Here is a 22,063-nt window from a genome sequence, read left to right as displayed (position 1 = left end):
AAAACAAGAACTTGCACGCGCAAATCCCAGCTCACCCACCCAGGCAACACCCCGACCTCAAAAACAAGAAAAACCGGAGGTCACAAACCCTTTCGAGTTTGTGACCTCCGGCCGGTTCAGTTCGAGAACCGCTCACTGTGCCCGAGGGGGGACTTGAACCCCCACGTACTTGCGTACACTGGCACCTGAAGCCAGCGCGTCTGCCAATTCCGCCACCCGGGCGGGCAACGCGCTTAACTTTAGTGCACTAGCGAATAAAACAACAAATCACATGGTAAACCGTGTTTCTACCTCCCAAGCACAGGCTTTTCTAAGCCTCTCCCACGGCGTGAATATAGGAATCACACGGGTTTGGGCACTATACTGAACCAGAAAACTTTTGCCCAAAACTATATAGCAACATCATTGCTTGGAAGGAGGTGCGGTAAATGGCGTTTTTTGATCGTCTTTCAAAGTTAGATTCATCTTTACAGCGGGGCCTAGACAATGGCTTCGCTGCAGTTTTTGGGGGGCGCGTTGTCCCTGCTGAGATTGAAGAACTGCTGAAGCAGGAAGCGCAGGACAATGTCACCGTCGACGAGAACGATCGCGAAGTGGCTCCCAACGTATATGCGGTGGGTGTCTCCTCGAAGGACTTGGAGAACTTGTCCAAGCAAAGCGAAACTCCGCAGTTCCTCGCTGAACAATTGATGCGTTTCATTCGTAACCAGGGTTGGATTCTTGTGGGTCCGGCCGTTGTGCGAATTGCTGAAGAATCGGGGCTACGTACTGGCCAGCTCCGGGTGTCTTCGTATATTGACGAGAATCCGGATGTAGCTAGCGGGTTCGATGCCATTGTTTCCGACGCGGCGAAGAAACCGAAGAAGCCTCAACCAGCTCCTTCGGCCGTCGCGGCTGCGGCCCCGCACAACAAGGAGGAAGAAGTGTCCGAACCCAATTCCATCACCCCAGTCAATGACACTGAGGCTACGGTGAGCTTGCTGCTTCAGGATGGATCGTCCCGCACCTACCTGGTGCACGAGGGATCCAACATCCTTGGTCGCTCGAATGATTCGGACTTCCGCCTCCCCGACACGGGCGTTTCGCGCCAGCACGCGGAGATCACGTGGGATGGCCGCGATGCGGTGCTCACCGACCTTGAGTCGACCAATGGCACTACCGTCAATGAAGAACATATTGATAACTGGCTGTTGCAGGATGGTGATGTGATCACGATCGGCCACTCCAACATTGAGGTTCGCATCGTTGAACCACAGTCACGCTAACGAAAGGGCCTATCAATCGTGGAAACAGTGCTTCTTCTTATTGTTCGGTTTGGCCTGCTCGCACTCTTGTGGGCACTCATCATCGTTGTGGTGTGGGCGCTTGGCAAGGACGTCATCAAATCCAGCGGCGTGCGTCGCTCGAAAACCCAATCGAATCCAATCCGGCGCGAAAAGGCCAGTTCGATCGAGGTCGTTGAAGGCCCACTGAAGGGCAGTCATATGGATATCTCCGGCGTGGAGGAATTCACGCTCGGTCGCGCCGAGGACAATGACTTTGTGCTTGGCGACGATTTCGCGTCGTCACGCCATGCGCGCCTCTTCCGGCGCGGCAGTGACTGGTTCGTTGAGGACCTGGACTCTCGCAATGGCACTTTTGTGGCCGGTTCGCGCATCGAACAACCCGAGCGCGTGTCGGTGGGAACTGATATCAAGATGGGACGCACGATCGTGAGGTTGGTGCCATGACCGTAAAACCCTTGAAGCTTAATTACGCAGCTGGCTCCGACCGTGGGCTTGTCCGCGAAAACAACGAAGACTCGGCCTACGCAGGCCCGCATTTGCTTTTGCTCGCCGACGGAATGGGTGGTCACGCAGCTGGCGAGGTTGCCTCCCAGCTCATGGTCGAGCACATGGAACACCTTGATCGCGATCCAGGTGACAACGACATGCTCGCGCTGCTCGGCGCCGCTGCTGATGATGGCAATGCGGCGATTGCTGACTCGATTCGCGAGCACCCAGAGCAAGACGGCATGGGCACGACCCTGACTTCCCTGCTTTTTAATGGGCGCGAATTCGGGCTCATCCACGCTGGTGACTCCCGTGGTTACCGTTTGCGGGACAAAAAGATTGAACAGATTACTGTCGACGACACGTTTGTTCAATCGCTGGTGCAGCAGGGAAAGCTGAACCAAGATGATGTGTCTTCGCACCCGCAGAAGTCGCTGATTTTGAAGGCTTATACCGGTCGCCCGGTCAGGCCATACCTGCAGATCCTGGACGCGCAGCCAGGCGACCGCCTGCTGTTGTGTTCTGACGGACTGTCAGATCCCGTAACTAGCTCCACCATTGAGGCCGCGCTGAATCAGGGCACCCCTGAGGAAGCGGTGCAGGTGCTCATTGAACTTGCGCTGCGTTCCGGCGGGCCGGACAACGTGACCATCGTGATCGCAGACGTGATCGAGGGTGATTCTGATACGCCGGTGCCGACGAAGCCTGTTCTCGCAGGCACGCTTGCACTCGAGCAGAACGACACGCACCCAGACACCGCCGCAGGCCGCGCTGCCGCCTTGAAACGCAAACCGCAGGTGATTCCTCCGAACCAAAACGCAGAGGGTCATTCGCGGCTAGCTGCTGCCGAAGCCGGCGACGACGATGAGGAGGTTCACCCCGCGGGCGCACCTAAGCACGAAGCGAACCCACGCACTAGGCGCAAGAAGAACGGTCGCGGACGCTGGGGCGTAATCATCTCGCTGTTGGTGGTTCTGATCGTGCTTCTCGGTGGCGGGATAACCGCAAACCGAGCTATCCAAAACCGGTTCTTTGTTAGCGTTAATGCTGAAAACCAATTTGTCGTTGAACACGGCGTGGATTTCTCAATTTTCGGTAACCGGTTGAATGATCCTATCCAGCTGACGTGCATCGACAATAATAAAGAGCTGAAATTCGTTGATATTGATGCAGTACCTAATGATTGCCAGACTTTCTCCACGGACGATCTGCCAGAATCTGCAAAGACTGCGGTGCAGAACCTTCCTAGCGGTTCCTACGACGATGTCACCCAGCAACTGAATAGGCTGGCGAAAGAGGCACTACCAGTGTGCGTCGATACTCCACAGGTCGATAACCCACAGGAAGCGAATAACAATGTACCGCGACAAATCGAATGCCGGGAGGTGAAGTGATGTCACGCATTTTTGGACGCAAGCTTGAGATTGGATTATTGCTCCTCGTCACCGCGGTGATTTCATTAGCCTTGGTCAGCCTGGAGCTTTCCCAGGGCAATGCGATCACCAGCCAGACGGGGTGGATCATCGCCGGCTTTATTGGTCTCTTTGCGGTGGCGCACATCGTGATTAAATTCGCGGCACCGTACTCGGACCAGATCATCCTGCCCGTTGTTGCAGCGCTCAACGGGTTGGGCCTGGTGATGATCTATCGCCTCGATATTGCCAATGAAACTAACCTGGCATCTCGCCAAGTCATGTGGACGATGGTCGGCATCGTCCTGCTGATTGCCACATTGATTATCGTGACTGATCACAAACTGCTCAGTCGTTTTTCCTACATCCTGGGATTAGTAGGCCTTGTGCTGCTCGCACTTCCTCTGGTGTGGCCGCAGCCCGGCGGCGATGAATTCGCTGACGCACGAATCTGGATCACCATTGGCTCATTTTCTGTGCAGCCTTCGGAGTTCTCGAAGATCTTGCTGCTCATGTTCTTCGCTCAACTGCTCGCTCAAAAGCGCGCGCTGTTTACCGTGGCGGGCTACCGGTTCTTAGGCCTTGAGTTTCCTCGTTTGCGCGACTTGGCCCCCATCCTTGTGGTGTGGGCAATCGCGATTTTGATCATGGCGATCTCCAACGACTTCGGTCCAGCGCTGTTGCTCTTCGCCACGGTGCTGGGCATGGTGTATTTCGCTACTGGACGAGCGGCGTGGTTGGTGATCGGCTTCGGTCTCGTCGCCATCGGCGCCACCGCGGTGTACTCGGTCTCCAGCAAGATCCAGTCGCGTGTGGCTAACTTCTTGGACCCGATTGCTACCTACCACGATGTGGGCGGTGGACATCAGCTCGCGCAGTCCCTATTTGGCCAGGCATGGGGCGGGATCACCGGCACCGGCCTAGGCATGGGTTACCCTAGCGATGTCCCTGTTGCGCACTCGGACTTCATCCTCGCAGCTATCGGTGAGGAACTGGGCCTGTTTGGTCTCGGTGCCGTGCTGATTCTCTACGGTATCTTGATCACGCGTGGCTTCGGCGCAGCAATGAACGTGCGCGACTCTTACGGAAAACTGCTGGCTGCTGGCCTGGCGCTGACCATTGCCATCCAGATCTTCGTGGTCATGGGCGGTGTCTCCGGGTTGCTCCCAATGCCTGGTTTGACCACACCGTTTATGTCCGCGGGTGGCTCGTCGCTAATGGCGAACTACATCTTGGTGGCCCTCTTGTTGCGCATCTCCAATAGCGCACGCAAACCTGTAGAGCTCGACGCAGCGCAGGAGAAGGCCCCCGGCACTACCTATTTCCCAGCAGCGCAAGATTCTAATGCGGAGGTGGCACGATGAATCGCAGCATCCGCAACGGAGCGATCTTCTCACTGATCCTGATCCTTGCCCTTTTGATCAACCAGACGGTGATTCAGGGTGGATTCAAGGAAGAGCAGTACGCTCAGAACCCATTGAACAATCGTGCTTACTACATGATGCGCGAGACCGAGCGCGGCCAGATTAACGCTGGTGGACAGATTATTGCCCAGTCCGTCGCTAATGACAGTGGTTTCTACTCGCGCACTTACCCAACCATGCCGGTGTCTTTCTCGTCGGTAATTGGCTATGCATCGACGACCTATGGCACCGCTGGCCTCGAGCAGGGATACAACGATGTGCTCAACGGTGATTCCACGTCCTTCCTGAATAATCGTGCATTCGATACCGGGCAGCACCGCCAAGGCGACTCGATCGATCTGACCTTGGACCCAAATACCCAGGCCACGGCGTATGACATGCTTTCGAATAATGGCTACGATGGCGCCGTCGTCGCTATGCGTCCGTCGACTGGTGCGATCTTGGCCATGGCCTCGACGCCTTCCTTCGACCCGAATGCGATTGTTAATCCTGATACCTCGGAGGCGGCGTGGAGCGAGGTCAATAGTGACCCGGGCCAGCCACTGCTGAACCATGCGGCCCAGGAGCAGTTGCCTCCGGGTTCGATTTTCAAGATCATCACCACAGCTGCAGGCCTAGAAAGTGGCTACACGCCGGATTCCCAGCTCACTGGTGCTTCGTCAATTACCTTGCCGGACACGGTTACTCAGCTGACCAACTATGGTGGTCAAACCTGTGCCAACAGTGGTGGCGGTTCGGTGACCCTGGAAACGGCCTTCGCTTATTCTTGCAACACCGCGTTCGTGGAAATGTCCACCCAGATCGGCACCGATAAGCTGCGCGAAACGGCCACCGCCTTCGGCGTGGGTGAGTCCTACGATCTTGGCGTGCCTACCGCCTCGGGTTCGCTTGGCGAGCTGCCAGATTTGGCCGCTACCGCGCAATCCTCGATTGGTCAGCGTGATGTCACCATGACCGCGCTGCAGGCTGCTGTGATGGCCTCGACCGTTGCCAACGGTGGTCTCCGCATGGAGCCTTATCTCGTCGATCGTGTCCTTGGCCCGCAGCTTCAGGTACGCAGCGAAACCAGCCCGACTGAGATCACTCAGGCGATTACCCCTGAAGAAGCCGGCACAATCACCGATCTGATGTATGCCTCTGAGCGCAACACCTCCGGCTTCGACGGCAACAGCTTCGCCTCGAAGACCGGTACCGCTGAGCACGGCGACAACGTTCCACCCCACGTGTGGTACGTCGCCTTCGACCCCGCCAAAGACGTTGCAGTAGCAGTAGTTGTGAAGGATGGCGGTGGCCTCGGCTCGAGTGCAACCGGCGGTCAGGTCGCATCGCCGATCGGTCGCGCTGTGCTGCGCGCCGCTCCTGCTGGAGGTGCTTAAGTAATGCACCCCGATAACCTCGAGGGCCTGCAAGAGCTCATTGGCGACGACTACACGTTGCAGTGGATCATCGGCCACGGCGGGATGTCCACGGTGTGGCTTGCCGACGACAACATCCACGAACGCGAAGTTGCGATCAAGGTGTTGAAACCGGAGTTTTCCTCCCACGAAGAGTTCCTGACGAGGTTTCGCAACGAGGCGACCGCCGCTGAGGGCATCGAATCCGACAATGTCGTGGCTACCTACGACTACCGCGAAGTGGAATCCGATGGTGGTTTCACGGTGTGCTTCATTGTCATGGAATACGTCCGCGGCGAATCACTGGCTGATCTGCTTGCCCGCGAAGGCAAGATGGACGAGCCTCTGGCTTTGGACGTGCTGGAGCAAGCCGCGCATGGTCTCAAGGTGATCCACGACATGGGCTTGGTGCACCGCGATATCAAGCCCGGCAACATCATGATCACCCAAAACGGGCAGGTCAAGATCACGGACTTCGGCATTGCGAAGGCGGCCGCAGCCGTCCCTTTGACCCGCACGGGCATGGTCGTGGGCACCGCCCAGTACGTTTCGCCGGAGCAGGCGCAGGGCAAGGAAGTCACTGCTGCCTCCGATGTGTACTCCTTGGGAGTCGTCGGCTACGAATTGTTGGCGGGTGAGCGTCCGTTTACGGGTGATTCGTCGGTAAGCGTGGCTCTGGCTCACGTCAACAACGTGCCGCCTGCGCTGCCCACGAGCGTGTCGGCGCCTGCGCGCGAACTCATTGAGATTGCGCTGCGGAAGAATCCAGAAACGCGCTTTGCCGATGGCAACGAGTTTGCCATTGCGATTGCTGCCGTGCGCGAGGGCAAGCGCCCGCCACAGCCGGCGAGCGCTGCGATGAACCAGGAAGCTGAGGAACCTTCGCCGACGGCGTCGACTCGTCAGTTGGCTGCGGTGGCTCAGCCGACCACGTTGCACCCGGCCGCACGCAAGGAACCGGAAGGACTGGTCACCGGTGCGGGTGCAGCTACTGATGCAACGCAGGTGGCCTCGACACAGACGGCTGCGACTCAAGCGGCCTCGACCAAGCAAAAGAAGAAGAATTCGGCATGGCCTTGGGTTGTGTTGATCCTGTTGCTCATTGCAGTAGTCGGTGGTTTGGTCTGGGCGTTTGTCTCGGATGCGTTTTCTTCACGCAATAATCAGCAGTTGCCAACTCAAGTCATTGTCACGGAGACAGTAACTCCAACGAGCGAAACCTCCTCGTCGGTTGAGCAGCCAACCTATGCTCCGCCAACTACTCGTGTGCCTACCCAGACCCAGACGCGCCAGCCGACTACGCAGCAGACTTATGTTCCCACTCAGGAGCCAACGAGTCAGCCGCAGCCAACTTCGGCGACGCAGGTTCCAACGCAGGTTCCTACTCAGGCCCCAGAGCCAACCCAGCAAACGCAGCAGCCGCCCACGGGTAATAGTGGTACTACGAATGGCAACGGAACTGGCGCCGGAACGCAGCCACCACAGGCCACACCTAATGGCAATGGTGCTGGCACCGCTGGTGGCGCTGGCACTACGGGCGGTGCAGGTGGCGCGGCTTCCTTTCTAGACACTCCAGGGGGTGCGTAAATGACATTGGTTGGAGACCGTTACGAGCTCAAAGAGAGTATCGGTACCGGTGGCATGAGTGATGTGTACGCAGCCACCGACACTCTGCTCGGCCGTGAAGTCGCCGTGAAAATGCTCAAAGTCGACATGGCGCGGGACGAAAATTTCCGGGAACGCTTTCGTCGTGAAGCGCAAAACTCTGCGCGCCTGAACCACCCGAATATCGTGGCTGTCTACGACACGGGCAGCTATAACGTCGACGGAATTGACGTGCCTTTCATTGTGATGGAGCGTGTCAACGGCAGGAATTTGCGCGACATCGTCCGCGAGGACGGGGTGCTTACCCCGGAAACAGCGGCGAGGTTCCTCTACCCGGTGACCCAGGCGCTGCAAGCCAGCCATGATGCGGGGATTATTCACCGCGATGTGAAGCCGGCCAACATTATGATTACCAATACCGGTGACGTGAAGGTCATGGACTTCGGTATCGCGCGTGCGCTGGACGATTCCACCGCGCAGATGACGCAAACGTCCGCGGTGATTGGTACCGCGCAGTACCTCTCGCCGGAGCAGGCGCGGGGCAAGCCGGCCGATGCGCGCAGCGATATTTATGCGCTGGGCTGTGTGATGTATGAGACGATCACGGGGCGTCCTCCCTTCCAGGGTGAGACTCCATTTGCGGTGGCTTACCAGCATGTTCAGGACGATCCGGAGGAGCCGAGCAGTTTCATTTCGGATCTGACTCCCCAGCAAGCGGTCAACGTTGATTCTGTGATTTTGACGGCGATGGCGAAGCATCCGGCGGATCGATACCAGACCGCCACCGAGATGGGCGAGGATTTGTTGCGCCTCGAGCGGGGTGCTGTGACGAACGCCGCGCGCAGCCATGTCACCGACCCAAGTGATGCTCCGACCGAGATCGCAGGGGCGGTTCCGGTCACTGCTGTTTCTGGTGATGCAGGTGCTGCTAACGGCGAGACCCGCTATGGCCAACATCGCGCGGAGAATTCGCGGTCGACGAACCGTTGGCTCAAGTGGATCGCCGCTCTGTTGGCTCTGATTGCGCTTGGTTTCGGCATCTTTTTCGCCGTGGATTACTTCCGCAGCAGCGATCAACAGCCGATCGCCGAGACGATGATTTCTGTCCCCGATGTCACGGGCATGACGCGCAGCGAAGCCCAGACCATGCTGATTGATCTTGGTTTCGAAGTAGATGTCACGCACGAAGCCAACTCGGATGTGCAGGAAAACCACGTTATCCGCACGAACCCGTCCGCCGGTTCGCAGCTGCAATCAGGCACAAAGATCACGATGACGGTGTCGTCAGGCACCGAGGTTGTCTCGGTTCCCGATCTCACCGGCATGTCGGCGCAGCAGGCCTCCCAGGTGCTTTCGGATGCAGGCCTCACACTCGACCAAAACGTTGAAGAGGAAAATAGCACCTCGGTGGCGCGCGGCCAGATCATGCGCCAAACGCCGACCGCGAGGACGGAACTTCCAGTTGGCGCCTCCGTTTCTGTTGTTGTGTCCTTGGGTCCGGTGCCAACAACCACTTCCCCAACTGAAACGCCGAAGGTGCGCATCCCATCGCTGGTGGGCATGTCCTCATCGTCGGCCGAGGCCACGCTGAAGTCACTTGGGCTATCGGCACGCTTCGAACCAGTCGATTCCAGGCGCCCCGAAGGCGAAGTCCTCTCTGTTTCCGGCGAAGGCACCGAGGTCGAAGAGGGTTCCACCGTGAACATTCAGATCTCCAACGGCCAGATCATGACCATGCCGGATATCGGGCGCATGACCCCAGAGCAAGCACGCACCGCACTTTCGCAGGCAGGCTGGACCGGCCAGCTTCAGACGGGCGAAACGATTGCCACGGGAGCACTTGTCGACGAGGGCCTCATCGGCTCGTTCACCCCACAGGCTGGTTCCGATATTCGTCGAAGCTCCACGATCACCATTCGCCTCTGGCATTTCGATGCCGCGGCGCTGCTCCCCTCGGGCCTCTAGATCGTGGCTGCTAACATTGGAAACTAGAACGCGGTAAACGCTTAAGGAAACGAAGGAATCGAGGAAACACTATGCCAAAGGCAAAAGTAACTAAGACAACGGTTGGAACTCAGTCGAGCTCAACCACGAACCGCACCCCGGTTAAGATCAACACCGGTGGTACCCCAATGTGGTACAAGGTGATCATGTTCGGCTTCATGATCTTCGGCCTCGCCTGGCTGTTGATCAACTACCTCGCTGGTACCCAGATTCCATTCATGATGGATCTTGGCCCATGGAACTACCTGATCGGCTTCGGTGGCCTGATTATCGGTTTGTTAATGACGATGGGTTGGCGTTAACTCCTTCAACGCCGTTTCCTGTTTTCCTAGTTTCCCCAGCTAGACCCCCGGCCCCGCGCCACTCCTTAGCGAGTAGCGTGGGGTCTTTTGTCTGCCTTTTCTGCCCCTTTTGTGTACTTTGTTCACCGCGTGTTATCCCACTGTTTGTCCACCCAATGAGCTAAGTTATCCACAGGGTGTGGAAGAAATTGTGGACAGACCCGAAATCCCCCAATTCCACAGCCTGTGGATAACTCTGTGCACTACTTCCACCGGGTGACTAAAAGTGCTGATAGTGCACTGTTTAGGCAGGCTAGCGCATGTGGGTTCGCTAGAATATTCGGTAAATTACAAGAATGTGTTTATCCACAATGTGGACAACTCTTGTGAATAACTCACAGTTGGGGAAAACCGGTGGATAACACGTGGATAACTCCCCGAGTTTTCACAGTCTGCTCTTGGATGTTTCTTGGGGTGCATGTAGAAAGCAGAAATCCCACACACAGACAGTGTCCGCATGTGGGATCAGGGGGTGCGAGCGAGCTAGTACAGCAGGATGATCACTAGGCTCACACCTCCGACAAGCAGCACGGATAGCCAGCGCATAAGCTTCGAGCGAGAGGTCACCGGCCAGGCCATCAGCGCACCTGCAATCAGGCCACCGAGGTGACCCCACAGACTCACGCCAGGGCTGATCAGGGTGTACAACACGTTCATTACCAACAGGACGAGGGGCGCACGCAGGTCAGCGGATCGTCGTGAAGCGACTGCAATGAGCACCGCCATCAGTGCGTACAGCGCGCCCGATGCCCCGGCCGTGGGCGTGTCCGGTGTCATCAACAAGATCGCGGCCGAACCGCCTAAACCGCCGACCAGATACGTGGCGGTAAATAGCGCCGGGTCAAGTCCGCGGGAGTGGTGTTTCTGCCTTTCGATAAAACAAGCAGCGTGACGACCTCAGGGACCGGCACGAGCTCGATGCTGGCGCGGGCTCATGCAACCTCCTGAGTGGATTCCCTGGCGTCGATCACAGAGCTGGCCATCATCGCCTTCGTCTGCTCCAGGCTCGTCAACGACATGTAGCGCTTCTGCTGGATCCAATCATCGTGCTGCTCCGCCAACACGGCACCGACGAGGCGGACGACGGCGTCGCGGTTGGGGAAGATCCCGACGACATCGGTGCGCCGGCGGATCTCCCGGTTCAACCGCTCGGTCGGGTTGTTCGACCACACCTTCGTCCACACGGCCTTCGGCGCGTTCGTGAACGCCAGCAGCTCATCGAGGGACTCCTCGAGGTAGTCCGCGACATGGGGGAACTTCTGCTCACAGAAGCCCACCACCTCCCGTGCCTGATCCCACACAGCCTGGGCGTCGGGTTGCTGAAAGATCGTCTGGAACATCGCCGACAATGTCGGCCACTGCGTCTTGGGCACAAGGCCGGAGAGGTTCTTCGAAAAATGCGTCCGGCACCGCTGCCAGGACGCGTTGGGCAGGACGTCGCTGATGGCGTGCTGGATGCCCAGGTGCGCGTCGCTGGTGACCAGGTACACCTGATCCAGGCCCCGGGCCTTGAGGTCGCGGAAGAACCCGGTCCAGGAGGCCACAGACTCGGATGTGGCGACCTGCATACCGAGTAACTCGCGGTAGCCTTCGGCATTGACGCCGGTGGCCAGCAGGACGGAGGTTTTGACCACGCGGCCGCCTTCACGGACCTTCATCGTCAGCGCGTCGCATGAAACATACAGGTAGGGTCCGGTATCCAGGGGCCGGGTCCGGAAGTCCTCGACCATGACGTCGAGGTCTTTGGCCATCTCTGACACCTGTGATTTCGACAGGTTGTTGATCCCCAAGCTGGCGACCAGGTCGTTCATCCTGCGGGTGGAGACACCTTTGAGGTAGCAGGTGGCGATCACGGTGGTCAGGGCCCGTTCGGCCCGGGTGCGTCGTTCCAGCAGCCAGTCGGGGAAGAACGAACCGGTACGCAGCTTGGGCACGGCGACGTCGATGGTGCCAACCCGGGTGTCGAGGTCGCGGTGGCGGTAGCCGTTGCGGACGTTGGTGCGGGACTCGGATGTGGTGGCGTATTCGGCGCCGCAGATCTGGTCGGCCTGGGTGGACAGGATCTGGTTGATGAAGCCCTGGAGCATCTGTCTCATCAGGTCCGGGGAGGCTTGAGACAGCAGGTCGTCGAGATAGGTGGTGGGGTCGATAGAATGGGGGCCAGCGGCCATCGTGGTGTCCCTTTCGAGGAGATGTAGGAGTTGATTCGAAAGGTACTGCGGTGGTCGCCTCGTGCATTCATGAGGGTTGTCACCGGCAGTTACAGATACACCACGCTAACGGACGCAACCTAGCGCCGTGCCCAAATACCGCTCAATCTCGCGACCGATGAGCAGCAAAAAGAGCATGTTCAGGGTGAGATGCCCAATATCGAGGTGTAAAAACATCGACGTGATCGCACGCAGCGCACCCAGCGGCTCGGACGATACGAACGGACCCCACAACACCATGTGGATGCCCAGCTGCGAGCCCCACACCAAATCGCCGAGCGAGCGCGACTGCACCGCCGTGACCAGGAAAACGCCCACGCAGATCAGCGCGATCACCGTGGTGGCCGGGGCTTGCCGCGTGAAATTGCGAATTGCAGTATTCATATCTTTATTGCACACAAAAGCCCCCGCGCGTGGCGGGGGCTAGGGTGAGCGAATTACTCGGAGATTTCTACGGACTCGATGACAACGTCCTCGACAGGACGGTCCATGCGACCAGTCTGCACATTAGCAAGCTTATCGACGACAGCCTTGGAATCTGCATCAGTGACCTCACCAAAGATGGTGTGCTTGTTGGTCAGCCATGGGGTTGCATCCACGGTGATGAAGAACTGGGAACCGTTGGTGCCTGGGCCAGCGTTAGCCATTGCCAACAGGTAAGGGCGGTCGAAGGACAGCTCTGGGTGGAACTCGTCAGCGAATTCGTAGCCCGGGCCGCCGGTGCCGGTGCCGGTTGGGTCGCCGCCCTGGATCATGAAACCAGGAATGATGCGGTGGAAAATTGCACCGTTGTAGAAAGGGCCCTCGTTGGAGCCGGAAGCGTTCTTGGTGGAGTAATCCTTGGAGCCCTTGGACAGGCCAACGAAGTTCTCCACAGTCTGAGGTGCGTGGTTACCGAACAGGTCGATGACAATGTCACCGAGGTTGGTGTGCAAAGTTGCAGTAGCGGTCTTCTGAGTCATGCTAGATATTCTAGAGAAGTTTTCCGCGGGGTGCGGCTGCGCGTGGGGTTGTTCGCTATGGGCGTAATGGAGGTTGGGTGGGGCATGTGGATCAGTCCTATTCGCTAATTGACGGTTGACGATTGCCGGTTGCGGCGGTCAGGGCTTTGGTAGCACCACAACCAAAACGCTTTGACATCGGTTCCCGTTAATCTTCAACCGTTAGTTTGGCCGCGGCGCCGAGCCTCTGCAGCGAGGGCAGCTTGGACATCGGCTACGAGTCTCTGCGGATCCTTAAGCATGTCCCGCGGGCGGTACCGAAGGACGCGGAATCCTTTGTTGAGCAAATTCTTCTCACGGTTACGTTCCTGGAAAATGGCCTCTTCTCGTTGATCGCCTTCGTACTTCGTGTCGCCGTCGATTTCAATGATGAGGAAACCCTGGACTAATAGGTCGACGCGAAAATTGTCCACCTGCGCCTGAGGAATGATTCCAGTGACTCCTGCTTCAATGAGGAGTGCGCGGGCAAGAGATTCGAAGGGAGATTCCGACGTCGAAATCGCTGCCGCAATACTGGTTCGCGCGGCCGCCACGCCTTTCCTGCGTCCCATCAGGGTGAGTTCGTACGTAAGCTGTTGCTTCTCATATCCTCTGGACAAGGCCCAATCGCAGGCGATGATCCCCTCGACCACACCGTGAAACCGGCAGATATCGATCACCGTTCGGAGGGCCACGGTGTACCGAACCCCCTTAACTTCACCGAAATCGTGTGGTTTCAAAACGGCGTAGTGATAGGTGATCCCATTCCCCCGGTCCCTTTTGGCCGGGACTGCACCTGAAGGGACGATGAGTTCGACGGTTTCTTCCGTAAGTGAAACAACCCAAATCCCTTGGAGGCGCGCAGCCGACCGTCCGGCGATGACTGCCTTACGCGCAGTAAGTCCCACCGCTATGGCGCGGAGAAGTTTGATCCGGAACCACTCCAGGTCCTTATATAAAGAGGACGGCAGGTACCACTGGGATGAAATAGGTACGAGATCTCCGCGCGCGATCGCATCCCACACTGAATCGTTGCTGGTTTGGACGGTGCGCAGGTTGATCATCTCTGCGGCGAGCTCATCGATGCTTTTAGTATCAGCCATACTCACTTAGACTGGCGAAACACCGGTTTGGTTTCATCACACGCCCTGCTAGCACAAATTAACGGTTGAGGATTGCCGGTTCCCGCGGTCAGAGGGTTTAACCTTTTGGTAATCCCAAAGCTCTGACCGCCGTTTCCGGCAATCCTCAACCGTTAGTTTGCGTTCACGATGGCGTGAAAGTGAAACTACGCCTTAACCGAAACCTCGGACGCAACCTCGTCACGCGCCAGAACCATGTTGCGCAGGGCCGGCTCGACCTCTGCGTAGCCACGGGTCTTCAGGCCACAGTCTGGGTTGACCCAGAGGCGCTCAACCGGAACGTGCTTCAGAGCTGCACGGATCAGCTCTGCCATTTCAGCAACGGAAGGCACGCGTGGGGCGTGGATGTCCCAGATGCCAGGGCCGATCGCGGAATGGAAGCGGTCGTCGATGTCTTCCAGCAGCTCCATGCGGGAACGAGCAGCCTCGATGGAGGTCACGTCTGCGTCCAGGCCGGCGACGGCGTCGATGATCTGGCCGAACTCGGAGTAGCAGAGGTGGGTGTGGATCTGGGTCTCTGGTGCCGCGTTCAAGGAAACGAGGCGGAAAGAGCGCACTGCCCAATCCAGGTACTCAGGACGAGCGTCTGCACGCAGTGGGAGAAGTTCGCGAAGCGCTGGCTCGTCGATCTGGATGACCTTGATGCCGGCTGCTTCTAGGTCGGTGACCTCGTCGGCAAGTGCAACACCGATCTGGTCTGCGGACTCTGCCAGGGTGACATCGTCGCGGGTAAACGACCAGGCCAGGATGGTGACTGGGCCGGTGAGCATACCCTTAACTGGCTTATCAGACAGGGACTGAGCGTACTTTGCCCACTCGACGGTCATTGGTGCTGGACGGGAGACGTCGCCAACAACGATTGGTGGACGGGTGCAACGGGAGCCGTACGACTGGACCCAGCCGTTGTCGGTGGTAACAAAGCCGTCGAGGAGCTCCGCGAAGTACTGCACCATGTCGTTGCGCTCTGGCTCGCCGTGAACCAGAACGTCTAGGCCGAGGCGCTCCTGCAACTCGATGACGGACTTGACCTCTTCGCGAAGACGCTGGTTGTAGTCAGCGTCGGAAAGCTCGCCGTTGCGGTGCTGGGTGCGGGCGCGACGAAGCTCGGCGGTCTGTGGGAAGGAACCGATCGTGGTGGTTGGCAGCAGTGGCAGGCCAAGGACCTTCTGTGCTTCAAATCGCTCTGCGAACTCTGGCTGGCGCTTGACCTGGCCTTCTGGCAGAGCAGCTACACGCGAAGCAACTGCTGGGTTGTGCAGCTTGGTGGACTCGGCACGGGTGCGCACGGCGCGGTCGGAGCGAGCAAAAGCCTCTGCTGCGTCGAAGCGACCAGCGACGAGTGCCTGAACTTCGCCGATCTTCTCGTCGGCGAAGGAAAGCCAGCCGGCGACGTCGACGGGCAGGGACTTCTCGTCGTCAAGCGTGTGTGGAACGTGCTGCAGAGAAACGGAGGTGGTCACGTGCTTGGTGCCCAGCTGCTCCAGGATTTCTTCCTTCTGGCGCAGGTTGCCAGCCCAGATGTTGCGGCCGTCGATCAGGCCTGCAACCAGGGTGATGGAATCAGGAACAGCAGCGGCGATGCGTGCTGGGTACTCAGGATCTGCGGCCAGGGTGGCTGGAGCCAGGTCAACCTGCAAAGCCTCAGGGCCCGCCTCAACAACAGCGGAAAGGCCCTCGCGCAGGGAACCATAAGGGGTGGTCAGGTAGACCTTTGGACGATCGGTAGCAGAAAGCAGCTCGGTCCAAGCCTCACGAGCATACTTCGCCAGCTCGGCGTCTTCGACCTCAATGTCAGCGGTGAGGATTGGCTCTGCGATCTGGACCCACTCGACGCCAGCGGCGTGAAGTTCCGCCAACACGGTGGCGTAGGCGGCGGTGAGCTCGTCGAGACGCGAAAAATCGATTGGCTTGGACAGCGCAAGTAGGGTGATTGGGCCAACCAGATATGGGCGCACGATGTGGCCAGCGGCCTTGGCTTCCTCGACGATGCGCACGATGCGGGATGCGTCTGGGTGGAAGGCGTCGCCGGAGAGCTCTGGCACGAGGTAGTGGTAGTTGGTGTCGAACCACTTGGTCATCTCGAGCGGGTTGCGCTCGTCGGTACCGCGACAAAGTGCGAACTCTTCGTCGAGGTCAGCGGCGGAAAGCACGCCGACGGTCAGAGCGGTCTCGAGGACCTGGTCGTAGTAGGCGACGTCGGCCGGGATGGCGTAGTCCTCGGTCAGGCCGAGATCACGCAGGCGGTTGTAGGTGTCAATGCGCAGTGCGTGGGTGGTGGAGAGGAAGGTCTCCTGGTCGATGCGGCCAGCCCAGTAGGATTCGAGCGCGCGCTTGAGTTCGCGGTTACGGCCGATGCGAGGGTAGCCCTCGATGGTTGCATGAGGAAAAGTCATGGAAGGAAGTCCTTGTGAAGGAGTCGATTAACAAGTGTCTTGTTCTGCATTCCTGCGGAGGCTTCCGGTTCGTGCAGGTCTTACCAGCTATTTAGCTAGCAAGTGGGTTCGGGATGCCGATGCGATTCAGAAAATCCTGAGTCACCTCGACGTTGTTGTGGGTGTAGATGTGTAGTCCGCCAGCTCCGGCATCCAAAATGGTGCGGGCCAGTTCGACGGTCATCTGCATGCCCTCTTCGTACTCGTCCGTGGCGGCCTGCATTCGCTTGACCACCCGGTCGGGGACGCTGATTCCCGACAGCACGCCCATGCGCTCAACCCTCTTCAGGCTGGTCATAGGCATGATGCCAGGAATCAACGGAATTCTCACGCCAGCAAGACGCGCCTTTTCGACGAAGCGCAGGTAGTCCTCGGCCTCGAAGAAGAGCTGGGTGATCGCGAAATCAGCACCCAGGCGCTGCTTTGCCAAAAGCACATCCAGATCTTCGTCGAGACCGGAAGACTCGGCGTGGCCCGAGGGGTAACACGCCACCGAGATGGCCAGGTTGCCCGCTGCCAGGCGCCACTCCTCCTCGTGCTCGATCTCGCGGATGAGCTTGACTAGGTCGGTCGCGTGCTGGAGGTGGTCGGCGGGCAAGGAGGTCTCGCCCTCGGGCAGGTCACCGCGCAGGGCGATGAAGCCGCGCACGCCTGCGTCGAGAAGTGTGTGAATCCATTCGGTGAGCTCCTCACGGGTACCGGCCGTGCAAGCCAAGTGGGCGATGGTGCGCGCCGAAGTCTCACGGCTAATGCGCGAGATGAAGTTGGTGGTGCCTTCCAACCAGTGCGAACGTGCCGAGCTGGTCACGGAGATGTAGTCCAGCTTGTAGGCATTGAGCGTGGCAAGCAGGTTCTCTATTTTCTCCTCGTCCGCGTCGTGGCGTGGCGGGATTACCTCGAAACTCAAGGCGAGGCGGCGGCGCTTCGGCGCCTCCGGTGCGGGTTCGTCGAGGGAGTCAAGCGGGGCCGATGCGGAAAGCCGAGCTGACAGCCGCGACGACGAAAATGGGGCAGACACTTGAAGTGTCCTTTCAAGTCAGGATGTTCGTCGTGTAGTTGTCGCGGCCGGGCTCGGCACTTGCGTTGGAGAGAATCTATCCCAGTTCGTTTGACAAGTTCAATCGAAAACAATTGGTGTGACCAGCAATTATGTCGCTGACTAGCCATTTCATCATGAATATAATTAATGTCACACTGCCGGATTCAACACCTCTCGCGCACTCCCAAACACCGGTATTCTTGGATTTGCGTACAGTAATTGAGCTAAAGAAAGCTAAAGAAAGTAGGTCCATGATGAACCTGGCACTCATTAGGCAGGGCTACTCCGTCGCCCGCGATGTTTTGGATACCGTGAACGACTACCGTCAGCAGAAGCAGCGCGAGGCCTTCGACGCGTTGCAGGAAGCCGCCGATAGCTTCGACGCGGACGAGCTGCGCGAGCGCGGACAAGATCTTTACGACGAGTCCCGCCGCGAAGCCGGCAAGCTCACCCAGGCAGCACATCGCCGCCTCGATCAGACCCGAGCTTTGCTCGCCGACCGTGCCCAGGACGCATCCAAGCAGGTAGAAGCACGTGCAACTCTGGTGGCCGACAAGGTCACCGGCAAGGAAGCTAAGCGCGCGAAGCGTCGTAAGAACACCCGCCGCGCACTTTCCACCCTGGGCATTGTGGCACTACTGTCCGCAATCGCTGCTGCTGTGTACTACTTCTTCTGCGCCTCCGAGGACAAGAAGAAGGAAGAGCGCACGACCCCTCCTCGTGTGGAGGAGCACTCCACCGAGAAGGATTCCAAGTTGGTCTACTCCACCACCACCGACAAGTCTGCGGAAAAGTCTGCGGGCCCACTGGGCGAAGAGCCTGCCGAGCGCGACGATGAGCTTTTGAATTCCCTCGAGGAACAGCTGGAAACCCTCGCCGACGATGGCGGCGCAGCCGACGATCTGAAGGAAGAGGGCAAGGACGCAGCCTCCGATCCGACTGCTTTCTACCGCGACGACTTCACCGATTTGGGCCAGGAAGGCACCAAGTAGCCCCATGTCGCTCAACCCCGGCCCCGGCGAACCGTATCTCGGTCCGTTCGGGGCTATTTCTTTACCTGACCTGCTCGAAGGCAACCCGCGCGTCATCCTCATCGACGGTCGCGGGGGCGCGGGCAAGACCACGGTGGCACGCAAGATCGCATCGCTTATCGACGATTCCACTGTCCTCCACACCGACGATATCGCCTGGCACTATTCGTTGTTCGACTGGGATGATGTGCTCATCCAGCACGTCCTGGAACCTTTTCTTGCTGGCCAAGAAGTCAACTATCGCCCGCCTGGCTGGGTGGCCAAAGGGCGCGAAGGCAGCGTACACATACCCGCTCACACAACTTGTTTGATCGTGGAAGGCTCCGGCTCGGTGCGCGAATCCCTGCTTAAGTTCTCGGATCTCTCTGTGTGGATCCAGGGCGATTACGAAGAACAACGCGACCGCGCCATCGAGCGCGACGTAGCCACCGGCGTCAACGGTAGCCGCGCAGAAGCCATCCGATTCTGGGAAGAATGGCAGGTCGAAGAAGTTGCATTCTTTCAGGCCACGAAGCCGTGGGAGCTAGCCGACATCGTGGCTGAACGTCTCGAGGGCGACACGCTCTGGGGTGTCTAAGAAATTTCGGTTTGCAAAAACTCCTCCAGCTTTTTAGCACCCTGAACAGCCAGCGGTGTTGGTGGCTCGGCGAAGGCCAGTTCCAGAGGCAGGATCTTGTTGTCTCGCACAGCCGTAATTGCATCGGCGCCCGGCAAGGAAGTTACCGCGTCCACTGCACCGGATTCACCCGAGTGCAGCAGCAGGATGACGTCAGGATTGGCGGCCACGAGCTGCTCGGCGCTGATCTCGAAGACGCGATCCTGCTGGTCACCGAACACATTGGTCAGGCCAACTGATTCTACGATCGGGTTCGACATGGAGTCCTTGCCGTAGCCATACATGGTGGCCCCTTCGATGCCCGGGTAGACCACGGCAACAGTCTTGCCCTCCCCCACGGTTTTATCCAGGGCGGCTACCCGCTCGGCAACGGATTGCTTGAGAGTTTCGGCGCGGGAGCTCTCGTCGAAAAGCGTGGCGTATAAGTCAATCTGGTCGTTGACGTCCTCCCAAGATGCGTCGTGGACCTCGCCGCAGAAGCCGGGCTCGTTGACTACGGGCACGTCGCTGACCGTGTCGGCGCTGACGGAACTGCTGTAGCCGATGATCAGGTCGGGATTGTTCGCCATGACGGCTTCTTTGGAAATTTCGAGGTGGCCGGTGGTGTTCAGGCGGTCGGAAAGAGTGGGGATTTCGGCAAGCTTAGCGTTCGTCGCATCGTCGAAGTACACCTCGGGGAAGAAGCCCGCCTTAGCCACTACGGTATCTAAAACTCCCAGCTCGGAGAGGGTTTCTACCGAGGAGGCATCCTGAAGCACCACGCGCTGGGGTACGGCGTCAAGGCTGATCGTGTTCCCGCAGTTCTCCACCGAAATGGCCGAATCTGCAGCCTCGGAAGTAGCAGAGCAGCCGACCAAACCGAGTGCGAGAACGATTACGGGTGCGAGCTTTTTCATGGAGTGAGCCTTTCAAAATGCAGGTGGTGTTCAGTGCGATGGACACGCACGTTGTAGACGGGTTCAAGGATTTCGGGTACTAGTACTTCGTCGGGAGGACCGGATGCGACGATGCGTCCTTCGTTGAGCAGATAGACGTAATCGCAGTACTCAAGGGCGGCGTTGAGATCGTGTAAAACCACGGTCACGCTGCCCGGATGGCCTGCAATGTTGTGAAAAACGTCCAGGGTGTAGCGGATGTCGAGGTGGTTGGTGGGCTCGTCGAGAAGCATGTGCGGGGTCTCTTGGGCGAACGCTCGAGCGATCATCGCGCGCTGGCGCTCGCCGCCGGAAAGCGTGGGCAACGAGCGGGTGGCCAGGCCAGTGAGCCCGACTTGTTCGAGGGCGTTGAGGACCGTGGTCTCGTCGTTGTCCTTGTGCGGGAGGCGGCCCAGGCGGACCACATCAGCGACGGTCATCTGGGGAGGCTCGCCGCTATCTTGGCTGACCACGGAGAGGCGTTTCGCCAGTTCACGGGGGGGAAGTTTTTGCAGGGGCACGTCGTCGATAAGTATTTCGCCGGAAGTGGGCTTCAGCGCGCCGAAGAGACAGCGCAGCAAGGTGGTTTTTCCGGAGCCATTGGGGCCCACGAGGCCTGTGATGCCCCGGTCGGGGATGTCAAGGTCGATGTTGTGCAGGATCGGTTGGTAGGAAAGGTTGCGGGCACTAATCATTTTTGTGCTCCCATTCGACGGACGAGCAGGAGCAGGAATGGCGCTCCGACCAGCGAAGTCAAGATACCGATCGGAATTTCCTGGGGGGCAAGCAGCGTGCGCGCGGCGATATCGGCGATGATGAGCAGCGTGGCGCCGAGCAGCGCGGACACAGGCAGGAGATGGCGATGCGCTCCCCCAACCAGGCGGCGCGCGGCGTGCGGGACGACCAGGCCAATGAATCCGATCGACCCGGCCATGGCCACCACCGCGCCGACGATGAGACTGACCAAAATGACCAGCACGGCGCGCAGACGATCCGGATTAATGCCGAGGGTCAGCGCCATATCGTCGCCGATGGTCAGGGCATCAATGTTGCGACCGAGCGCGGTGAGGATGACGGTGACAAGCACGACGATTACGAGCGTTACGACGAGCACCGCGTTCCACTTCGCTAGACCTAGAGAGCCCAGCAGCCAAAACATCACCGAGCGCGAGCCTTCCGCGGAATCGGAGGCAAAGATCAAAAAGGAAGTGAGCGCAGAGAGCGCGTAACCCACGGCAACACCGGCCATGAGCAGGCGAATCGAGGTGAGACGACCCGCGGATCGGGCCACGGCAAACATGAGTGCCGAGGCCAATGCTGCGCCAATGAACGCCGATCCCTGCAGCGCGAATTCACCGAATCCCGCTCCGACTCCGAAGAGAATTGCCAGAGCCGCGCCAGTGCTGGCTCCGGAATTGATGCCCAAAATATAAGGGTCGGCCAGCATGTTGCGCACCACCGCTTGGAGCACGGCACCAGCAACAGCAAGGCCCGCACCAACCGCGATACCAAGGATGGTCCGGGGCACGCGGATTTCCCAAACAATCGCGTTGGCGGTGGCTAGCTCCGGAGGAATCGGCCGGTTGGAAATGTTACGGCCGAGAACCACAAGCGTATCTCTGATGGGAATCTGTGTCGGACCCAGCATCAGCCCCGCAAGACACGTGACAAAGAGGGCCCCCACCAGGACAACTGTCCACATAAGCGTGCGGCGCTGCTGGGCGGCGAAGCCGAGCTGGTCCTGGGT

20 protein-coding genes and 1 tRNA gene are annotated in these 22,063 nt (G+C 58.8%); 10 read left to right on the top strand and 11 right to left on the bottom strand.

Annotated elements, in window-relative coordinates; genetic code table 11:
- Positions 1–138 precede the first annotated feature (138 nt).
- Positions 139–222 (bottom strand) — tRNA-Leu (locus ACXZ66_RS00420).
- Between the two features lie 206 nt (positions 223–428).
- Here ACXZ66_RS00420 and ACXZ66_RS00415 point away from each other — a divergent pair.
- From ACXZ66_RS00415 to crgA, 8 genes are all read left to right on the top strand, one after another.
- Complete coding sequence (locus ACXZ66_RS00415) at positions 429–1,265, top strand: DUF3662 and FHA domain-containing protein (RefSeq protein ID WP_458749683.1); 837 nt, start codon at positions 429–431, stop codon at positions 1,263–1,265.
- 18 nt (positions 1,266–1,283) lie between these two features.
- Positions 1,284–1,730 (top strand): FHA domain-containing protein FhaB/FipA, encoded by a 447-nt coding sequence (locus ACXZ66_RS00410; RefSeq protein WP_458749682.1) that lies wholly within the window; start codon positions 1,284–1,286, stop codon positions 1,728–1,730.
- A complete protein-coding gene (locus ACXZ66_RS00405) occupies positions 1,727–3,166 on the top strand; it encodes a PP2C family protein-serine/threonine phosphatase (RefSeq protein WP_458749680.1) in 1,440 nt (479 codons plus the stop codon). The genes ACXZ66_RS00410 and ACXZ66_RS00405 overlap by 4 nt, the downstream gene beginning before the upstream one ends.
- Positions 3,166–4,548 (top strand): FtsW/RodA/SpoVE family cell cycle protein, encoded by a 1,383-nt coding sequence (locus ACXZ66_RS00400; RefSeq protein WP_458749679.1) that lies wholly within the window; start codon positions 3,166–3,168, stop codon positions 4,546–4,548. Before ACXZ66_RS00405 ends, ACXZ66_RS00400 begins: the two co-directional genes overlap by 1 nt.
- Complete coding sequence (locus ACXZ66_RS00395) at positions 4,545–5,984, top strand: penicillin-binding transpeptidase domain-containing protein (protein ID WP_458749678.1); 1,440 nt, start codon at positions 4,545–4,547, stop codon at positions 5,982–5,984. The genes ACXZ66_RS00400 and ACXZ66_RS00395 overlap by 4 nt, the downstream gene beginning before the upstream one ends.
- Before the next feature lie 3 nt (positions 5,985–5,987).
- Complete coding sequence (locus ACXZ66_RS00390; RefSeq protein WP_458749677.1) at positions 5,988–7,589, top strand: serine/threonine-protein kinase; 1,602 nt, start codon at positions 5,988–5,990, stop codon at positions 7,587–7,589.
- A complete protein-coding gene (pknB, locus tag ACXZ66_RS00385; RefSeq protein WP_458749676.1) occupies positions 7,590–9,572 on the top strand; it encodes a Stk1 family PASTA domain-containing Ser/Thr kinase in 1,983 nt (660 codons plus the stop codon). It begins immediately after the preceding gene.
- A 71-nt stretch (positions 9,573–9,643) separates the two neighbouring features.
- Positions 9,644–9,913, top strand: a complete 270-nt coding sequence (gene crgA / locus ACXZ66_RS00380; protein WP_458749675.1) for a cell division protein CrgA — start codon at positions 9,644–9,646, stop codon at positions 9,911–9,913.
- 522 nt (positions 9,914–10,435) lie between these two features.
- Here the strand turns inward: crgA and ACXZ66_RS00375 are convergent.
- From ACXZ66_RS00375 to ACXZ66_RS00345, 7 genes are all read right to left on the bottom strand, one after another.
- Positions 10,436–10,729, bottom strand: coding sequence for a rhomboid family intramembrane serine protease (locus ACXZ66_RS00375; RefSeq protein WP_458749674.1), 294 nt, complete (start codon positions 10,727–10,729; stop codon positions 10,436–10,438).
- 155 nt (positions 10,730–10,884) lie between these two features.
- A complete protein-coding gene (locus ACXZ66_RS00370) occupies positions 10,885–12,123 on the bottom strand; it encodes an IS256 family transposase (RefSeq protein ID WP_458749673.1) in 1,239 nt (412 codons plus the stop codon).
- A 105-nt stretch (positions 12,124–12,228) separates the two neighbouring features.
- On the bottom strand, positions 12,229–12,546 hold the full coding sequence (locus tag ACXZ66_RS00365; protein ID WP_458749672.1) for a rhomboid family intramembrane serine protease: 318 nt from the start codon (positions 12,544–12,546) through the stop codon (positions 12,229–12,231).
- A 53-nt stretch (positions 12,547–12,599) separates the two neighbouring features.
- Positions 12,600–13,124: a peptidylprolyl isomerase gene (locus ACXZ66_RS00360; protein WP_458749671.1), complete on the bottom strand. Its 525-nt coding sequence runs from the start codon at positions 13,122–13,124 to the stop codon at positions 12,600–12,602.
- Between the two features lie 194 nt (positions 13,125–13,318).
- Positions 13,319–14,245 carry an endonuclease domain-containing protein gene (locus ACXZ66_RS00355; protein WP_458749670.1) on the bottom strand — a complete coding sequence of 309 codons (927 nt, stop codon included), beginning with the start codon at positions 14,243–14,245 and terminating at the stop codon, positions 13,319–13,321.
- Positions 14,246–14,430: 185 nt separating this feature from the next.
- Complete coding sequence (gene metE, locus ACXZ66_RS00350; RefSeq protein WP_458749669.1) at positions 14,431–16,677, bottom strand: 5-methyltetrahydropteroyltriglutamate--homocysteine S-methyltransferase; 2,247 nt, start codon at positions 16,675–16,677, stop codon at positions 14,431–14,433.
- Positions 16,678–16,768: 91 nt separating this feature from the next.
- Positions 16,769–17,734, bottom strand: a complete 966-nt coding sequence (locus tag ACXZ66_RS00345; RefSeq protein WP_458749668.1) for a methylenetetrahydrofolate reductase — start codon at positions 17,732–17,734, stop codon at positions 16,769–16,771.
- 155 nt (positions 17,735–17,889) lie between these two features.
- Here ACXZ66_RS00345 and ACXZ66_RS00340 point away from each other — a divergent pair, with 155 nt between their 5' ends.
- Both ACXZ66_RS00340 and ACXZ66_RS00335 read left to right on the top strand, forming a co-directional pair.
- Complete coding sequence (locus ACXZ66_RS00340) at positions 17,890–18,747, top strand: hypothetical protein (RefSeq protein WP_458749667.1); 858 nt, start codon at positions 17,890–17,892, stop codon at positions 18,745–18,747.
- A gap of 4 nt (positions 18,748–18,751) precedes the next feature.
- Positions 18,752–19,363 carry a uridine kinase family protein gene (locus ACXZ66_RS00335; protein ID WP_458749666.1) on the top strand — a complete coding sequence of 204 codons (612 nt, stop codon included), beginning with the start codon at positions 18,752–18,754 and terminating at the stop codon, positions 19,361–19,363.
- On the opposite strand, the gene ACXZ66_RS00330 is transcribed toward ACXZ66_RS00335, so the two are convergent.
- The 3 genes from ACXZ66_RS00330 to ACXZ66_RS00320 are packed head-to-tail and all read right to left on the bottom strand — an operon-like array spanning position 19,360 to position 22,018.
- On the bottom strand, positions 19,360–20,298 hold the full coding sequence (locus tag ACXZ66_RS00330; RefSeq protein WP_458749665.1) for an ABC transporter substrate-binding protein: 939 nt from the start codon (positions 20,296–20,298) through the stop codon (positions 19,360–19,362). The two genes, ACXZ66_RS00335 and ACXZ66_RS00330, sit on opposite strands and share 4 nt — an antisense overlap.
- Positions 20,295–21,011, bottom strand: coding sequence for an ABC transporter ATP-binding protein (locus tag ACXZ66_RS00325; protein WP_458749663.1), 717 nt, complete (start codon positions 21,009–21,011; stop codon positions 20,295–20,297). Before ACXZ66_RS00325 ends, ACXZ66_RS00330 begins: the two co-directional genes overlap by 4 nt.
- Complete coding sequence (locus ACXZ66_RS00320) at positions 21,008–22,018, bottom strand: FecCD family ABC transporter permease (RefSeq protein ID WP_458751407.1); 1,011 nt, start codon at positions 22,016–22,018, stop codon at positions 21,008–21,010. Before ACXZ66_RS00320 ends, ACXZ66_RS00325 begins: the two co-directional genes overlap by 4 nt.
- Between the last annotated feature and the right edge of the window lie 45 nt (positions 22,019–22,063).

Source organism: Corynebacterium sp. S7 (assembly GCF_054401105.1).
This window is presented reverse-complemented; position numbering and strand designations above follow the sequence as displayed.

Excerpts from the sequence above, each read along its gene's own strand:
- ACXZ66_RS00415 (WP_458749683.1), top strand. The coding sequence starts at position 429 with ATGGCGTTTTTTGATCGTCTTTCAAAGTTAGATTCATCTTTACAGCGG.
- ACXZ66_RS00405 (WP_458749680.1), top strand. The coding sequence starts at position 1,727 with ATGACCGTAAAACCCTTGAAGCTTAATTACGCAGCTGGCTCCGACCGT.
- ACXZ66_RS00400 (WP_458749679.1), top strand. The coding sequence starts at position 3,166 with ATGTCACGCATTTTTGGACGCAAGCTTGAGATTGGATTATTGCTCCTC.
- ACXZ66_RS00395 (WP_458749678.1), top strand. The coding sequence starts at position 4,545 with ATGAATCGCAGCATCCGCAACGGAGCGATCTTCTCACTGATCCTGATC.
- ACXZ66_RS00390 (WP_458749677.1), top strand. The coding sequence starts at position 5,988 with ATGCACCCCGATAACCTCGAGGGCCTGCAAGAGCTCATTGGCGACGAC.
- pknB (WP_458749676.1), top strand. The coding sequence starts at position 7,590 with ATGACATTGGTTGGAGACCGTTACGAGCTCAAAGAGAGTATCGGTACC.
- crgA (WP_458749675.1), top strand. The coding sequence starts at position 9,644 with ATGCCAAAGGCAAAAGTAACTAAGACAACGGTTGGAACTCAGTCGAGC.
- ACXZ66_RS00375 (WP_458749674.1), bottom strand. The coding sequence starts at position 10,729 with ATGACACCGGACACGCCCACGGCCGGGGCATCGGGCGCGCTGTACGCA.
- ACXZ66_RS00370 (WP_458749673.1), bottom strand. The coding sequence starts at position 12,123 with ATGGCCGCTGGCCCCCATTCTATCGACCCCACCACCTATCTCGACGAC.
- ACXZ66_RS00365 (WP_458749672.1), bottom strand. The coding sequence starts at position 12,546 with ATGAATACTGCAATTCGCAATTTCACGCGGCAAGCCCCGGCCACCACG.
- ACXZ66_RS00360 (WP_458749671.1), bottom strand. The coding sequence starts at position 13,124 with ATGACTCAGAAGACCGCTACTGCAACTTTGCACACCAACCTCGGTGAC.
- ACXZ66_RS00355 (WP_458749670.1), bottom strand. The coding sequence starts at position 14,245 with ATGGCTGATACTAAAAGCATCGATGAGCTCGCCGCAGAGATGATCAAC.
- metE (WP_458749669.1), bottom strand. The coding sequence starts at position 16,677 with ATGACTTTTCCTCATGCAACCATCGAGGGCTACCCTCGCATCGGCCGT.
- ACXZ66_RS00340 (WP_458749667.1), top strand. The coding sequence starts at position 17,890 with ATGAATATAATTAATGTCACACTGCCGGATTCAACACCTCTCGCGCAC.
- ACXZ66_RS00335 (WP_458749666.1), top strand. The coding sequence starts at position 18,752 with ATGTCGCTCAACCCCGGCCCCGGCGAACCGTATCTCGGTCCGTTCGGG.
- ACXZ66_RS00330 (WP_458749665.1), bottom strand. The coding sequence starts at position 20,298 with ATGAAAAAGCTCGCACCCGTAATCGTTCTCGCACTCGGTTTGGTCGGC.
- ACXZ66_RS00325 (WP_458749663.1), bottom strand. The coding sequence starts at position 21,011 with ATGATTAGTGCCCGCAACCTTTCCTACCAACCGATCCTGCACAACATC.
- ACXZ66_RS00320 (WP_458751407.1), bottom strand. The coding sequence starts at position 22,018 with ATGTGGACAGTTGTCCTGGTGGGGGCCCTCTTTGTCACGTGTCTTGCG.